13 protein-coding genes are annotated in these 15,703 nt (G+C 56.0%); 8 read left to right on the forward strand and 5 right to left on the reverse strand.

Annotated features, from left to right (window positions below):
- Positions 1-102: 102 nt before the first annotated feature.
- Both CKW30_RS03175 and CKW30_RS03180 read right to left on the reverse strand, forming a co-directional pair.
- Positions 103-852, reverse strand: coding sequence for a molecular chaperone (locus tag CKW30_RS03175; protein WP_041478776.1), 750 nt, complete (start codon positions 850-852; stop codon positions 103-105).
- Between the two features lie 67 nt (positions 853-919).
- Positions 920-1,525, reverse strand: coding sequence for a fimbrial protein (locus CKW30_RS03180; RefSeq protein WP_083352866.1), 606 nt, complete (start codon positions 1,523-1,525; stop codon positions 920-922).
- A 320-nt stretch (positions 1,526-1,845) separates the two neighbouring features.
- Here CKW30_RS03180 and CKW30_RS03185 point away from each other — a divergent pair, with 320 nt between their 5' ends.
- The 6 genes from CKW30_RS03185 (at position 1,846) to CKW30_RS03210 (ending at position 10,580) form a co-directional block, all read left to right on the forward strand.
- On the forward strand, positions 1,846-3,066 hold the full coding sequence (locus CKW30_RS03185; RefSeq protein ID WP_095179872.1) for an EAL domain-containing protein: 1,221 nt from the start codon (positions 1,846-1,848) through the stop codon (positions 3,064-3,066).
- 173 nt (positions 3,067-3,239) lie between these two features.
- A complete protein-coding gene (locus CKW30_RS03190) occupies positions 3,240-3,947 on the forward strand; it encodes a response regulator transcription factor (RefSeq protein ID WP_041478777.1) in 708 nt (235 codons plus the stop codon).
- A 7-nt stretch (positions 3,948-3,954) separates the two neighbouring features.
- Positions 3,955-7,587 carry a transporter substrate-binding domain-containing protein gene (locus tag CKW30_RS03195; RefSeq protein WP_095179874.1) on the forward strand — a complete coding sequence of 1,211 codons (3,633 nt, stop codon included), beginning with the start codon at positions 3,955-3,957 and terminating at the stop codon, positions 7,585-7,587.
- A gap of 101 nt (positions 7,588-7,688) precedes the next feature.
- A complete protein-coding gene (locus CKW30_RS03200) occupies positions 7,689-8,066 on the forward strand; it encodes a type 1 fimbrial protein (protein WP_016774580.1) in 378 nt (125 codons plus the stop codon).
- Positions 8,067-8,374: 308 nt separating this feature from the next.
- A complete protein-coding gene (locus CKW30_RS03205; protein WP_056785680.1) occupies positions 8,375-8,836 on the forward strand; it encodes a hypothetical protein in 462 nt (153 codons plus the stop codon).
- Between the two features lie 115 nt (positions 8,837-8,951).
- Positions 8,952-10,580 carry a methyl-accepting chemotaxis protein gene (locus tag CKW30_RS03210; protein ID WP_095179876.1) on the forward strand — a complete coding sequence of 543 codons (1,629 nt, stop codon included), beginning with the start codon at positions 8,952-8,954 and terminating at the stop codon, positions 10,578-10,580.
- 74 nt (positions 10,581-10,654) lie between these two features.
- Here CKW30_RS03210 and CKW30_RS03215 read toward each other — a convergent pair whose 3' ends face one another.
- Positions 10,655-11,194 (reverse strand): hypothetical protein, encoded by a 540-nt coding sequence (locus tag CKW30_RS03215; RefSeq protein ID WP_095179878.1) that lies wholly within the window; start codon positions 11,192-11,194, stop codon positions 10,655-10,657.
- Between the two features lie 324 nt (positions 11,195-11,518).
- Between CKW30_RS03215 and CKW30_RS03220 the strand changes: the two genes are divergently transcribed.
- Positions 11,519-12,475 carry a fimbrial protein gene (locus CKW30_RS03220; RefSeq protein WP_095179880.1) on the forward strand — a complete coding sequence of 319 codons (957 nt, stop codon included), beginning with the start codon at positions 11,519-11,521 and terminating at the stop codon, positions 12,473-12,475.
- Here CKW30_RS03220 and CKW30_RS03225 read toward each other — a convergent pair.
- Both CKW30_RS03225 and CKW30_RS03230 read right to left on the reverse strand, forming a co-directional pair.
- The gene (locus tag CKW30_RS03225; RefSeq protein ID WP_016774585.1) at positions 12,470-12,829 is read right to left on the reverse strand and encodes a response regulator; all 360 of its coding nucleotides are present in this window, start codon (positions 12,827-12,829) and stop codon (positions 12,470-12,472) included. The two genes, CKW30_RS03220 and CKW30_RS03225, sit on opposite strands and share 6 nt — an antisense overlap.
- Positions 12,830-12,852: 23 nt before the next feature.
- Positions 12,853-14,292 (reverse strand): ATPase domain-containing protein, encoded by a 1,440-nt coding sequence (locus tag CKW30_RS03230; protein ID WP_095179882.1) that lies wholly within the window; start codon positions 14,290-14,292, stop codon positions 12,853-12,855.
- Positions 14,293-14,605: 313 nt separating this feature from the next.
- Here CKW30_RS03230 and pstS point away from each other — a divergent pair, with 313 nt between their 5' ends.
- Positions 14,606-15,637: a phosphate ABC transporter substrate-binding protein PstS gene (gene pstS, locus CKW30_RS03235; protein WP_051600442.1), complete on the forward strand. Its 1,032-nt coding sequence runs from the start codon at positions 14,606-14,608 to the stop codon at positions 15,635-15,637.
- Positions 15,638-15,703 lie beyond the last annotated feature (66 nt).

Below are 15,703 nucleotides of genomic sequence, written 5' to 3' on the forward strand. Positions count from 1 at the left end.
GTTGGGAGGAAAACATGCAATTTGCCTTATCAGTCCGTGTTGCTTCAACCGGAGTCCGGAACTTGTGAATAGCTTGTAAGTTGGCAGGGTGGGGCGGGGGATTTACTGGGCGGAGGCATCTTTCACGCGCTCGGCATGGCTTTCGGCAACGCTTAGTGGTGCATCGAATCGTTGTTGTGCGCCGTAATCGTTAATTGCTGAAAAACTCAAATGCGAAGTACCAGCTGGCAGATCTTTCAGATTGAATGAGCGAACTTCCCCTGGAACGATCATTGTCGAATCAATTACCAATTCCGCTTTTTTCCCTGCAACGACTTTCAGATCCGCCAGCGACACGTGGTAGTTGCTTTGGTTTTTTACTTTCAGCACCGACTTGCCAGCCTGAGTGACCAATTGCCATGCAAGTTGCTCCGGTGCCTTTGCGGCATCACCGGTGAGTCCGTCCGGGCGGAAGAAGACCTTGATACGCTGACGTACCGCCAATTGCAGCGTGTTGACATCGGCAGCGCTGGCCTGGGGGATTTCCTGCACGTTCAGCCATACCACCGACTCCTTGTCCGCAGGCATGCCGCGGCCTTCATAAAGAATCCTCAGTAATTGCTGTTGATTGGGCTCAAGTTTGGCCAGTGGTGGAGTAACAGCGAAAGGCGGTGCGCTGCCAGCCGTGTCGCCGGCATCGAGCCACGATTGTGCGAGGATGGTTTGCCCGCCGTTGCGCACCGTGACGTTCGCCTCTTTGTGCGCGCCATCGAAGATGATCCGGGTGGAGCTCAGAGAGATGCTGGCGAATGCCGAGTGCGTCATCAACACCCCGGCAAGCCCCAGGCAAAGCGGAAAATAGCGACTTAACATAGTTTTCACCGATTAATGGCCGGGGAAGGACGAGGCACAGCGGCCCCGTCCGGGTATTGCGCGTTGCTTATTCGTATTCGAGAACGAACGGCAGAGTGGCGTTACCGGTACCTGCAGTAGCAGCGGTCTTGTCGCCGGTGGTGACGTAAGCGGCTGCGAACGACAGGGTGCCGTCGCCGCCAGTGGTGCCGTCGCCAGTCAGGCTGGTCTGCACTTTGGCGGTGGCTTCGGAGCTCAGGTCGATCAATTGGCCATTGCTGTCCAGCAGCGCGATACCTACGCCTTTGGCCGCATCGGTACCTTGCAGCTTGAGAACTTTTTTGCCATCAACCAGGCCCGAACCGCCGTTTACGGTTGGTTTGAACAGCATCGAAACCTTGGTGCCAGCGTTGCAGTTCACTTTCAGGTTGAAATCGTTGGCGGCCACACGACCGGCGCCCGGAGCAGAGTCGGTGCCCATGTCTTTGATCGACACGCTGCCCATGTCCACGGCAATCATCTTGTCGTTACCCGAAGCGCCGTCTACCGAGCAGGCGTCGTTGTTGATAACGCCGGTGAAGCTGATTTGACCGCTGCCGCCCTTGACAGCTTTAGCGGCTTCTTCTTCAGCCACTGCACCAGTGGAGGCAGCCAGTACGGAAAGAGTGAGTACTGCGAAAGCGAACTTTTTCATGTTTATATCCGAAGTTATTGTGAAGTGCTGCATTGAAATGCCAGGCCATATTAGGTGTGCGGTGGTGGCGGGTCTTTGGGATTTGTCTTAAAGCGATAAATGTGCGAGCCAGTCAGTAATATGGCAGTGGCGTATTCATATTTGCGGTAATGGTGCAGCGAACCAAATGAGACAATTCTCAAAGTCGTGCGGTCTTTGTCTGGCTAGTATTCGCGGATGCAGAAATTCTCAGTCAACGCAAAGTTTGTGAGCGGGCGTCCTGCTTGAAAGATTATTCAGACTTTCGCTATTAACGACTGATAGAAAGAGGTTCCAGGTTTGTGAACACGCTTCGTATATTGGTCTTGGAAGATCACGCCTTTCAGCGCACGGCGGCAGTCAGTGCGCTTAATAGTCTGGGGTACAAAAATATCTTTCAGGCGGCTGACGGCAAGGATGCGCTGGCTGTGATATCCCAGGCTGGAGGCGTGGACGTTGCATTGTGTGACTTGAGCATGGCCGGGATGGATGGTTTGACGTTCTTGCGCCTGGCGAGAGAGGCCGGTTTGATTCGTGCAGTGATCATCTGCAGTTCACTGCCTGAAGACTTGTTGCGCACGGTTGATCGAATCGTCACGTTGCAGGGGCTTGAGTTGCTTGGCAGTGTCGGAAAACCGTTGATGGTCGATGTGCTGGCGCCGTTGTTGGCTCGCTACCGGCCGCACAATCAGATCGATGCCAAAGTGGCAGAAAGTCAGCTTGATCAGCCCACAGAGGGTGAGGTACTCGAAGCCATTCGTCGGCAGGAGTTTCGCGCCTACTTCCAGCCCAAATTTCATCTGCGCAGTGGTGAAGTGGATGGCGCCGAGGTGCTGGTGCGATGGCAGAGCCCCAGTCGTGGATTGCTTTCGCCGGGCATGTTCTTGCCGACGATCGAGCGCTGCGGGCTGCTCGATGAGATGTTTTTCAGCCTGCTCACGCAAGGCTTGAGTCTGCAGCGCTTCGTCCAGTCTCACGGCAAGCCGTTCAAGCTGGCGTTCAATCTCGACGTGACGCAGATGGCCAATCCGAATCTTGTCGACCGGATCAAGGCGCTGTTGCGCATCCATGGCGCCTCGCCAGCTGGGCTCATTTTCGAGCTCACGGAAACCGGCCTGCTGCAGATGCCCGAGATCAGCATGGAAAACATGGTGCGTCTGCGCATGCTCGGCTTCAGTCTGGCAATCGATGATTTCGGTGTCGGCTATTCTTCACTTGAGCGGCTGTGCCAGATGCCGTTCAACGAAATCAAACTCGACGCCGGCTTCGTGCAGAATTTCCATCAGGCGCGCTACAGCGCGGTCATCCACGGGGCGTTGGCCTTGGCGCGGGAATTGGACATGCGCGTGGTGGCAGAGGGTATTGAAACCGCAGATCAGGTTCAGCATCTGGCGCGGCTTGGTTGTCAGTGGGGGCAGGGCTTCTTCTATGCTCGCCCGATGAATTGGGCGCATTTGGTCGACTGGCGTTTCGAAGGCCAGAAGTCGTCCTGGCGCCGCGCAATAGGCACATCCGATCGTTGATGCAAGCGGCATTCTGACTTTTGGGACAAAGCCCTATTTCGTCACGCCTTCAAAACACTCATCATGTGCCGAGAAATCAATCAGATGCACCTGAATGCTTCGGTGATGCCCGGGATTTGCTGCGGTTGCCAAGTGCTGATGGTCCTCCAACACTCTTCATCATGGAGCTGTTCATGCATTGGTCAGTCGTGAATCCGTTACGCGTTGCCATCCTTGATGATCACTCGCTCATACGTCTGGCGATGAAGTCGCGGCTGACGCGCGAAGCCGAGTTCAGTGTCGTAGGTGTGTATGGCAGCAGCGCGCAGTTGCTCACCGGATTGCGCGAAATCGACATCGACCTGCTGATACTCGATTACAAACTGCACGATGGGGAGCTGGACGGGCTCAATCTGATCCGCCTGCTGCGCAAGCAATATCCGGGCATGCGCATCCTTGTCTCATCTTCCGAAGAGCGCCCGGCGGTAGTGAATATGGCGATCGGGGCGGGCGTCAGCGGATTCTTCGGCAAGTCGCAGTCGGTCGATGACCTGATCACCGCCATCCGCAGTGCTGCGTCCGGCCAGTTGTATCTTTCGCCGGAAATGGCCTTCGAACTCGATGTGCTGCCTGCGTCGGTCGACGAACCTGCTGGTGCCAATGACGATGGCGCGGCGCACGGCGACGACTTCCTCAGTAATCCTCTTCTGTCACCGAAAGAAAAAGAAGTATTGCGCTGCTGCCTCGAGGGGATGGGAGTGACGCAGATCGCTTTGAAGTTCTCGCGCAGTCGCAAAACCATCAGCGGGCAAAAACAGGCCGCTTTCAAAAAGCTTGGCATTCGTGGTGATGCGGAGCTGTTCAAGTTGCAGCACAGCCTGACGGCGGACAACCAGGGATAACTCGCTTATGTTTCATCTGTTGCGCGGTGTTTTGCTAGTCAGTGTGCTTGTCATGTTCGGGAGCGGGTCGTTGTGGGCAGCAGAGCCGCGCACTCTGCAGGTGTTCGGTCGGTCTGACTGCAAGGAGCTACAGGTCGATCTGGCCAATGAAGACTGGAGTTGGCTGCGGCAGAAGCGCAGTCTGGTGCTGGGCTCGGCGCTTCCGGATTTCCCGCCTTATGTCATGACCGCCAGCGGTACGCGGTACGAGGGAATAGCCGCCGACATCGCCTGCATTATCGGTCAGGCCTTGCATGTCGAAGTTACCGTCAAGGCTTATCCCGACCGTCGCGACGCCATGGCGGCGCTCGAGCGTGGCGACATCGACATGCTGGGCAGTTCCAACAGTTTCGAGTTGATCGACGGCCTCGTCACGCTCAGTAAGCCTTATGTCGAAGACGTGCCGGCAATGTTCATGCGCGGTGATGATCGGCGCCCGATGCCGGCCAATCTGGCCGGTTTGCGTATTGCGGTTGCCGACGATTACCTGCCTTCCAGTCAATTACACGCGTTATACCCCAACGCCGAATTCGTGCTTTTTCCATCGAACGAGTTGGCACTGGCTGCGCTGGCTTTTGGCAAGGTCGACCTGTTTCTCGGCGATACGGTGTCGAGCAATTACCTGATCAACCTCAACTACTTCAACTATGTGCGGCTGCACTCTTTCGTCAAAACCCAAACCAGCGGTTTCAGCTTTGCCTTGCGCCGGGGCAACGACCAATTGCTGCGTCTGATCGATTCGACCCTCGAGTCGCTGGGTGATGCGAAGATTGCCGAAATTACCAAGCGCTGGTCGGGCGGCGGCGGGGCGCTGACGCCCAAACGCATTGACCTGACACCCGGCGAAGCACGTTGGCTTGAGCTGCATCCGGTCGCGCGGTTCGTGATCAATGACGATCAGGCACCGTTTGCATTCTTTGATGGTGACGGCAACTTTGGCGGGATCGGCGCTGATCTGCTCGAGCTCATCCAGCGGCGTACCGGCTTGCAGATCAATGTCGAGCGCACCGACAGCTTTTCCAGTCTGAGCACGCGTCTGCTGGATGGCAGCGCGGATATTTCTCTGCTGACACCAACGGTCTCGCGGGAAGTCGGCATGCGTTTCACTCATCCGTTCCTTGCCAGCCCCTTTGTGATCGTCACCACCAAGGACGCAGGCGCGCCTTCAAGCCTGCAGGAGCTGCGCGGCAAGCGCGTCGCAGTGCCCGAAAGTTCGGCTGAGCGTGAGCTGCTCAAGGACTACCCCGACATCGAGATCGTTGATAACGAAACAGTTCTGGGCGCCTTGGCTGACGTGAAGGACGGTCGAGCGGACGCGATGATTACCACGTTGCACAGTGCGCGCTACTACATCGCCCACATCTACAGCGACAGCTTGCGTATCTCCAACATCGTCGGCATGAACAAAGGCTTCCTCGCTTTCGCCGCGCGGCGTGCCGATACCGAACTGGTCAGCATTCTGAACAAGGCGCTGCTGAGCATTCCGCCGGATGAGCTGGACGTAATCCTCAACAGGTGGCGTCCCATTGCAGCGTTTTCGGGGTTGTCGTGGCGCGATTACAAGGCGCTGATCTACCAGATCAGCGCTGGCGCGTTCCTGATTATCCTGGGATCGCTGGCGTGGAATTTCTACATCCGTCGGCAGATTCGCGAACGCAGTCGTGCAGAGCGCTTGCTCGGCGATCAGCTGAAGTTCATGGGGGCGCTGATCAACGGCACGCCGCATCCCATTTACGTACGTGACCGGGAAGGTCGGCTGGTGACCTGCAATAATAATTATCTGCAAACATTTGGCCTGTCAGAAAAGGACGTGATCGGCAAGACCGTGCTCGAAAGCGGCAAGCGCAATCGTCAGGAGGCGTTGCAATTTCACGACGACTACCTGCGCGTCATCGAGCAGGACGAACCTTACGAGGTGGATCGCACGCTGCATGTGGGTGATACGCGGCTGATCATTTACCACTGGATCCAGCCGTATCACGACACGGCGGGTGAAGTCAGAGGCGTGATCTGCGGCTGGATCGATATCAGCGAACGCCGTGAACTGATCGAGGAGTTGCGTTCGGCGAAAGAGCTGGCTGACGAGTCGAGCCGCGCCAAAACCACGTTCCTGGCGACCATGAGCCACGAAATCCGTACGCCGATGAGCGCCGTGATCGGCATGCTCGAACTTACCCTCAAGCGTGCCGAGCAAGGTCACTTCGATCGGCCGGCGATTGAAGTGGCATACGACTCGGCAAAAGGTCTGCTGGAACTGATCGGCGATATCCTCGATGTGGTACGCATCGAATCGGGCCATGTCAGCCTTTCGCCGAAACGTGCCAACCTGCGCGAATTGGTCGAATCCGTGGCGCGGGTGTCCGACGGCTTGGCCAGGCAGAAGAGTCTGGTGCTTAAGCTCGACATCGACGCCACTGTCGGCTGTGACGTATTGGTTGATCCGATGCGCTTCCAGCAGGTGCTCTCGAACCTGGTGGGCAACGCGATCAAGTTTACCGACACCGGTCATGTCACCGTCTCGATTCGCGGCCAACGTCTCGCTGACGAACGCTTACAGGTCGACCTCAAGGTCGAGGACACCGGCATCGGCATTTCCAGCGCCGATCTGCAGAATCTGTTCCAGCCGTTTTCCCAAGCCAATCATGGCCCCTCCAGCAGAGGCGGCACCGGTCTGGGACTGGCGATCTCCCGTTCATTGTGCGAATTGATGGGCGGGCGGCTGAACATTACCAGTACGCTTGGCAAAGGCACCTGCCTGGAAGTGTCGCTGTTCTTCAATATTCTCAGCCCGCTTGGCGGCAAAGTGCTGCCTGTTTCGGTTGTTCAGGACAAACCGGTACCGACACTCAGGATTCTCGTAGTCGATGACCAGAGCGCCAACCGCCTGCTGTTGACGCAGCAGCTGAGTTTCCTTGGCCAGGCGGTGCGTGATGCCGCCGACGGTGCCCAGGCATTGGCGCTGTGGCGCTCGGAGCCGTTCGACATTGTGATCACGGACTGCAACATGCCGGTCATGAACGGCTATGAGCTGGCCCGCACCATTCGCCAGGACGAACGCGAAAGTGGTGGATCGCCGTGCATCGTACTGGGCTTCACGGCCAACGCGCAGCCGGAAGAAAAAGTGAAATGCCGGGAGGCCGGGATGGATGATTGTCTGTTCAAACCGATCAGTCTCGGCACCTTGTCGATCATGCTTGCAGGCTGGGAAAAAAATGTTGAAACCCAGCCATTTGAAAGCCCGCCTGCGGCGACTATCAAGGAGCTGGGTTCGATTCGCGAGCGTCTTGACGAGCTCACCGGAGGCGATCTCGACATGATGAAAGAACTTCTGCGCGAGGCGCTGTCGAGTTGCGAAAAGGATCTGGAGGAGTTGCATTCGCTAATACCCGAAAGCGATCCCGGGCTGTTGGCTGACCTGGCGCACCGCATCAAGGGGGCGGCGCGCATTGTTGCCGAGCATCAGGTCATTGAGGCGTGTAACGAGCTTGAAGCCGAGTGCGAGGCGCCTGTTATCGATCCGCTGGACCTCAATCGCAGTGCATTGAAGCTGGAGCATGCACAGGCTGATCTGATCAAGAAAATCAAACGGATCGAGCTGTAAACGTATCGGCTCATGACCATCCGACTGGCCTTGCATTAAAGCTGACGTTAAAGATCATTTTGCAGCGGGCGATACCTTGGTAATAACCATGGAGTTTCGCGATGATCATTCGACGTCCTTTATTGATTGCCTGCCTTTGCCTGCTCGGTTTTGACACCGTCAGCGCAGCCCAGTCTGCGCCGGTCAGCGGAGTGATTCGCTTCAGCGGTCGAATTGTCGAGGCAAGTTGCATTGCCAGTGGCGCCAGCCATTCTTCTGTCGAGTTGCTTGATTGCCCCCAGGCAAGCACCGGGCAGATTTTTACCGTGAACAACGTCAGTGCGGCAGGGCGAGGTGAGTCGCGCCAGCAGGTGTTTGTGAAGGTGATTGCCGATACTCATGAGCAGGACGATTATTACGACCAGCGCTTGCTGCTCACGGACAACAAGGGTCACCAGATAACGAGCGGTAATTACGTAGTGACGATGACGCTGCCTTGATGGCTTGGAAAGAATGAGTCTGCGCCCCTTGTTTCAAGGTTACTGACAAAAAGGGGCGTTAATAATGAGAATTGTCTGGTTCGCACAGAACCGTCCCGCGCTTCTGGCTTGTCGCCACTCCCCTGCGTTGCAAAATCCCTCCTTCAACACTTTCTGAGCCAGACCATGCGCCGATCGCTTGGGCTGTCGTCAAGGTGTGGCTTTTTATCATCTATCCCTGCGTTCATTTTTGAGACAAGTCTCATATCAGGCAGGTTGGCCCTTGGTTATTTTCTTGAAAGGAAGAATGGAGCTGCCAAAGGTGTCCGATGTTTCTTGAAAATAACCGCAGTCGATCCTTGCGGATCCTGATCGCCGATAGCGATGTGCGCAGAGGTCTGTCAATCGAACAGCAGTTCAACAAGCTGGGCTGTCTCAGCGTCTTGAACGTTTGCACTTATCGTGACCTGAAAATACTGACGTATTACTGCCCTCAACGGTTGAGCCTGGTCGTCGTCAATGCTGAGTTGCTCAGCGAAATGGCGATGGATCCGCTCGACTTTTTCGGGGAAAACCCGCTGATTCGTCATCTGCTGATTTTCAATCCCAACGATGATCACCAGTGGTCGAAGACCTTCTTCAACCCGCATCCGCAACGCTGGATGCGCCTGGTCTCGAAAATCAATCTGCCGCGCCTGGCAGATTTTCTGATGCTGGCCGACCCGGCGCTCAAGGAACTTGCGGAGCCGGCCTCGACCGACTCCACACTCTCTTCGTGCGCAAACCGCTAGCTGCTGCACCTTCCCGCGATGATCCACGTAGACGCTGAGGTGCTATTGCCCAGCGCCTGCTGTGCCGCCCACTCGTTTGCCCCATTGTCTTGAATACACTCTAAGGTAAGGCATCATGCTGCTTCGTAAACTCAATCTCGCGCCTCGTTCGGCGCTGTGTTTCGGCTTGTTCTGTCTCATGATTATCGCGATCGGATTGATCGCTCTGCAGCAAGTCGACTTGCTCAACAAGGCAGAAACGTACGTCGAGACGACGATCGTGCCGAGTATCAAGCTGCTCGGCCAACTCGATCGAGAGTTCGTCGAAATCAAGGGCAACAACGCTCGCTTGCGCAATCCCATCGAAACCCCTGAGCGCAAGGCGCAAGCCCTGATGGACATTCAGCAGTCGCGTCAGCTGATCAAAAAACATCAGCAAGCGCTCATTGATCTGCTGGCCACTGACGCTGGGCGCGAGGCGTTCGAGGAGTTTGCCAAAGCACAGAAGGTCAACGATCTGGCTCAGGAGCAATACCTTCAAACCGTGGCGAACGGGCAGCTTGAAGCGGCCATTGCGTTGTCAAAGAATCAGATGCGTGCTGCCTCGGATGGCGTACAAGTCGCGCTCAAGAAGCTGATTGCACTCAACGAAATAGAAGCTTATGAGGCGGGCAAGCAGGCCGACAATGTCTATGAGCACACGCTGTTGATCGTCAGTGTGTTCATTCTCATCGCGATCGGTGCTTCGTTGGCCCTGGCCGTGTTGTATACCCGCAGCCTGACGGTACCCATTGCAGGCTCGCTAAGGGTGGCGGAATGCATCGCCGCCAATGATCTGAGCGAAACCATTGCGCTGGATGGCTCTGATGAGGCGGCGCAAATGCTGTCGTCATTGGCGGCGATGCAAACCAGCCTGCGAGATGCCTTGATCATGATCCGTGATTCGTCCACGCAGTTGGCCGAGACCTCGGAGGTCATGCACGGCGTCACTGAAGATATCTCGCGTATCACTCAACGTCAGAGCCATGAAATCGAAATGGCCGCCACCGCCGTCACTGAAATGAGTGCAGCGGTGGAGCAGGTTGCAGACAACGCCGCATCGACCTCGCAGTTGACGTCGGAATCAAGTGCCGCAGCCGTCGCCGGTCGAAGCCAGGTCAGCGACACGGTAGCCGCAATCAACCTGATGGTGTCCAGCGTGCACAGCACCTCGGCTGAGGTGCAGGCGCTATCGACCATGGCGAGCGATATCAGCAGCGTGCTGGACGTTATCCGAGAGGTTGCCGAACAAACCAATCTGCTTGCCTTGAACGCAGCGATCGAAGCAGCGCGGGCGGGGGAGGCGGGTCGCGGTTTTGCCGTGGTTGCCGATGAGGTGAGAGGGCTGGCGCAGCGTACTCAGAAGTCGACCGAGGACATCGAGTCCATGGTCAGCTCCATTCAGTCGGGCACCAGCCGCGCAGTTTCCTCCATGAGCCACACCCGCGCTCAGGCCGAGAGAACGCTCGAAATGGCCAATATCGCCGGCGAAGTGCTGACCGACATCACTGGCTCGCTGAATCTCATCAACGAGCGAAACCTGCTGATGGCAACCGCTGCCGAGGAGCAGGCTCAGGTTGCGCGGGAAGTCGACCGCAGCCTGATCAGCATTCGTGACCTGTCATGTGAAACCGCAGAGGGGTCGAAACAGACGGCAGTTGCATCGGCGGAGCTGTCGCAACTGGCGGCATCGCTGAATAAATTGACCAAGGAATTCAAGCTTTAAGACGTTAACGGGAAGCCCTGATTGCCAGGGCTTTTTTGATCCGCGATCAAGCGCAGCGCGCAACGAGTGCTGACTCAACTCTGTGTTGGCGATTCGGTGTGTGCCGTCAGTTGTTCAATGCAGGTGGCGAGTTGTTTTTCATAGCTTTCAAGCACGGCTTCGGCTTCAGCTTCGCGCTCATCACGCAGACGAAAGAAGTCGTCGCGACTGAGTTGGTCCGCTACGAGTCGGATATTTTGCTCGATGATCGCGCAGAGTGAGTCTTCATCCTCTAACGCCGCGCTGGTTTGTGCTGCGCGTTGAGTGTTTTCGAGTTCGGTCTTTGCCGCCTCGGCGGCCTTCGCCTGTTCCTTCGCGGTAAGCAGGTCGGTTTCCAGGGCCTGCTTTTGTTCCGCCAGACGCTTGAGTTCAGCGGTCATTGACTGGATGGTATCGGAGCGCTGCTTGAGCTGGATCTCCTGCTGTTGCACCACGGCCTTCAGTGGAAAGAGATTGTTGAGCTCATAACCGGCGACGACAGTCATGGCGATCAGCGCCAGTGCCAGAATCGTCAGGCAGTAGAGGGCGGCGTTGCTGTGGGGTTTTGCGCTATTGAGGGTATCGAGGGCTCTCACGGAATCTGTTCTCCTATCAAGAACAGTCAGGGTACTGGCCAAGTTCCACTGTGCATTTAAGACGAGTCTTAAATTGGCTTTAGTTATTTGCGCTGAGTAAGTGTGATGCTAAATAGCGTGTCTGTTTGTAGATTTTTCAGGTCTGACTGGCTGGTTATAAATCTATGAGAATTGTCTTGTTATTGAATAAATAAATTTTTGCTCAAGTGTTCTTTTTTTATTATCTTCTCGTTCCGGTCGTGGTGATTTTGCTGCCAATTAAATAGGTGTGGCTACGTCAGCCATTCAGTTGTTTACACGCTAGATAGAGTCAGAGAGAGTGTTATGAAGTTGTGCCGTGTATTAATTGTCGGGCTCTTGTATATGCTGTCGTCAAACGCAATGGCGGCGGTATGCGAATTTTATCCGGACAATTCCATGGGCAATATGCGGGTTATACTGCCGGCCACTCTCTCGGTACCACGTGACGCGCCGAATGGCACGGTTATCTATGAAAGTCCGATCGTGACGCTGGGTTCCATTCCCAGTTCGTTCAGGTGCTCTGCAGTGCACAATGAAGGTGTGCGCAATAATGTCGGCGTTACTCAGCCGGGCGTGGAGATTTTTCCTATTGGGAATACCGGAATCGGCTGGCAATGGGTCCGACCGCCATCGGGGAAAGCGTGGAAGGGCTTTCCAGGAACTACCGACACTGCTGGCGGTTGGGGTTGGAATGGTTCGGAGCACATCTTGCGTTTTGTAAAGACGGGCACTATTTCCGGCAGTGCGACGATACCTTCAGGCCAACTGGGGACGTTTGTCGCTGCTGAAATCGAGCCTTTGGCAATGAATACCAGCGGCACGCGGGTAGTCTCACAGTCTTGCGAAACACCCGATGTGAAAGTCGATATGGGCAGCTATAACTTGAGCGATTTCCCCGAGAACGGCGCATCTGCCAAGGAGCAATACTTTTCTCTCAATATGAAAAACTGTCCCACAGGAATTAACAACTTCCGATTTTCCTTCTCACCCACTGCGGGCAGCCCTGTGTGGGACGCTGGTACTGGCATGGTAAATCTGAACAGTAATTCCACTGCCAAAGGTCTGGCATTGCAGATGCGCTTCAGTGACAAGTCGACACTCAAGCTGAATCAGAACTACATAATGAAAGCGCCCACATCGCAAGGCGGCAATGCATATGTTTCCTTGCAAGCCCGCTTCGTGCGCATCGAGCCTTCCAATGCGCAAATGCGAGCGGGCGATGCCAATGCCGAAATTGCCTTTGTCGTCGAGTATCTATGAGCCCAACAGCCTCTTTACCTCAGCCACAATCACCGCAATATCAAACGGCTTGGGCACCACCACATCAAACAGATCCGAACGCTGCATGCCGATGTGCGCTTGCGCGCCACTCATGAGAATGATCGGCAAGTGTTTGACGGACGGCTGGGCACGTACGGCTTCGGCGAATTCGAGGCCGTCCATGACCGGCATCATGAAGTCAGTGATGACCAGGGCTGGACGTTCTCTTTCCAGCACTTCGAGAGCCTTCTTGCCATTGCTCGCGGTCACAGTCATGAAGCCCTCATCCTCAAGCGCAAAGCCAAGAATGTCAGCAATCAGATACTCGTCGTCGACTACCAGAATGGTGGTCATGTTATTTCAACCCGCTTGAAGACTTACGAAATTGAACCAGGCAATGACTCAGCTGTGACTGAAGGTTCATTTTTCAAAGCCTTTTCCAGGAACACATCTTGATCACGGATAACCACCTCGAACCGCGATGGGTTGTAGGAGCTATCACGTATCTTGAGAATGGAAAGCGTCCTGTGAAGTTCAGCGTGATTCTCAAAGAAACGCATGAGCATCAGATTGTCGACAATACTGGACAGGTCGGAGTTCGGTGCGCTGACCTCGGAGCCGAACAAATCGCGCATTTCCCATGAGGCGAACACCGTAACGCCTCTGGATCGCAGCTCATTCATCAGCGCGCTGAAAAAGTCGGTGATGCGTTCCGGTGTGATTGAAACCCGAGTCATGCCGCTGAGGCTATCGATGAACAGGCGCTTGATGCCTTTTTCATCGACCAGGCTCAGCAGGCGTGCGCCGAGGCCGTCCAGCAAGCCTTCGGTAGTTGGCTGCCAGGCAATGCTCAGCGCACCGCTGTGTTCCATGTGTTCGATATCAATGCCCAGCGAACGGCCTTTCAGCCGCAGCCGCTGCGGGCTTTCATAGAAGCCGAAGTGCAGGCCCGGCGCTTCGGCCGTCGACTGTGCGATGAACTTCAGACCCAGCGTGGTCTTGCCGATCCCGGAAGGCCCCATGACCAGCGTCACGCTGGAGCTGTGCAAGCCACCACCGAGGATGTCATCCAGTGAAGCAATGCCGCTTGGGATGCGCGTCATGTCCGCGCTGTCAGGGGCGGAAGGGCGCTTGTAGAGACTTTCGAGGCGCGGGTAGACGACCAGGCCGTTATCGGTGATCTCGCACTCGTGAAGACCGGTCAACGCGCCGCTGCCGCGAGTCTTGCGCAAATGAATGCGCCGTACCGAACGGGTACCGAACAGCTCTTCGCCCATTTCGATGACGCCGTCGACCATCGTATGCTCGGGGCTGCCGTCGTCCAGGCGCGAGCTGGTCAGGAACAGCACGGTGCAACCGGCAAATGCGGCATGGCCTTGCAGTTCAGAGATGAATTTTTTCGTATCGATCGGCGAGTCGGCCTTGGAGCGTGCGTTGAGCAGGCCGTCGACGACCATGACGGTCGCCTTCTGCCGGGTGATTTCGCGTCGCAGCAGCTTCACTACCTCATCGAGGCCTTCGTTTTCCAGCGTATCGAATGCGCTGACAAACTGAATTTCGGCGCCGACTCGCGAGGCGTCGAAGAAACTCATGGTCGACAGAAACTGGAACAGACGGTCGTGGGACTCGGCCAGCAACGTGGCGACCAGCACACGGCCGCCGTTGCGGGCATGGTGAAATCCGAGCTGATTGGCAAGGATGGTCTTGCCGGAGCCCGGACGCCCTTGAATGATGTACGAGGCGCCCGCGACAAAGCCCCCCTGAAGCAGCGCGTCGAGCCCTTCGATCCCGCTTTGAAGGCGTTTTAGCTTTTCCACAATGCAACCCTGATCTGAATAAACAGGCTTGTTCAGCCGAATGAGTGAAATGCTAACGCCATTTCCGGTCGAGGGCCATAAAGGCTGGGGAAAAGTAGCGTTTTTGCAATGTGAACCTGGCGCGTGACTGCTCGGGATCAGGGGGTAGTGACAAGCCCGGCACAGGAAGATTCGATTTTTCGAAACCCGGAGGCCGATTACATCCATAGGCGCTGCTGCGGACCATGAGGGTAACGCTTGCCACTTTGCTTTCATGAAATCGTCACAAAACTGCTGCAGAGTTCGGGAGCCCGTAATCACTAGGTGTCATTTAATGAAAAGTTTGATGAAGTCTGCTGCGCTCGCCATTGCGGTATCTCTTTGTGCCACCTCGGCCTCCTTTGCAGCAGAAAATGTTCGCCTGACGGGGTCCGGAGCAAGTTTCCCGGCGCCGATCTATCTGACCTGGTTCAAGGATTTCAGCAAGAAATCCGATGGTGTCACTGTCGATTACCAATCCAAGGGCAGTGGCGCGGGCGTACAGGACTTCTTGAACAAAACCGTGGATTTCGCTGCCAGTGACTCGGCAATGAAGGACGAAGATATCGCCAAGGTCGCCGAAGGCGTGCAGTTGCTGCCAATGACCGCCGGGGAAATCGTGCTGGCCTATAACCTGCCGGGCAATCCCAAGGGTCTGAAGCTGCCACGCGACGTCTATTCCAACATTTTCCTGGGCAAAATCACGCGCTGGAACGATCCGCAGATCGTCGCAGCCAACCCGGACCTGAAACTCTCCGATACGCCGATCACGGTTGTCGTGCGTGCAGATTCCAGCGGTACTACCGCCGTATTCACCAAGCACCTGGCAACCGTCAACGCCGAGTTCAAGCAGGCGTTGGGTGAGGGCAACACCGTCAACTGGCCGGCCAGTGACAAGTTCATCAAGTCGCCGAAAAACGATGGCGTAACCGCTACCGTGCGTCAGACCCCTGGTGCGATTGGTTACATCGAATATGGCTTCGCCAAGCTGGCCAAGGTCGACTTTGCCCAGTTGCAGAACAAGGCAGGCAATTACGTCGTGCCAAACGCCGAAAGCGGTGCCGAGGCCCTGGCGGCGGTGAAGATGCCGGAAAACCTGGTGGCCTGGCTGCCTGATCCGGACGGTGCCAAGTCCTATCCGATCACCTCTTATACCTGGATGATTTTCCGCAAGGATAATGGCAACCCGGCCAAGGCCAAAGCCATGCGTGAAATGGTCGAATACAGCCTGACCGAGGGGCAGAAGATTGCCGATTCGATGGGTTACATCCCGTTGCCGCAATCGGTCGTCGAACAGGTTCGCAAAGCGTCCGCCAACATTCAGTAACGCCGTGAGGTCTCTCTCGGCGTGTGCGTCTGCGCCACGCCGGGAAAGTTTTCCCCCTGTTCCGGA

The organism is Pseudomonas sp. Irchel 3F6 (assembly GCF_900187595.1).
In the GTDB taxonomy this organism is placed as follows: Bacteria; Pseudomonadota; Gammaproteobacteria; order Pseudomonadales; family Pseudomonadaceae; genus Aquipseudomonas; species Aquipseudomonas siliginis.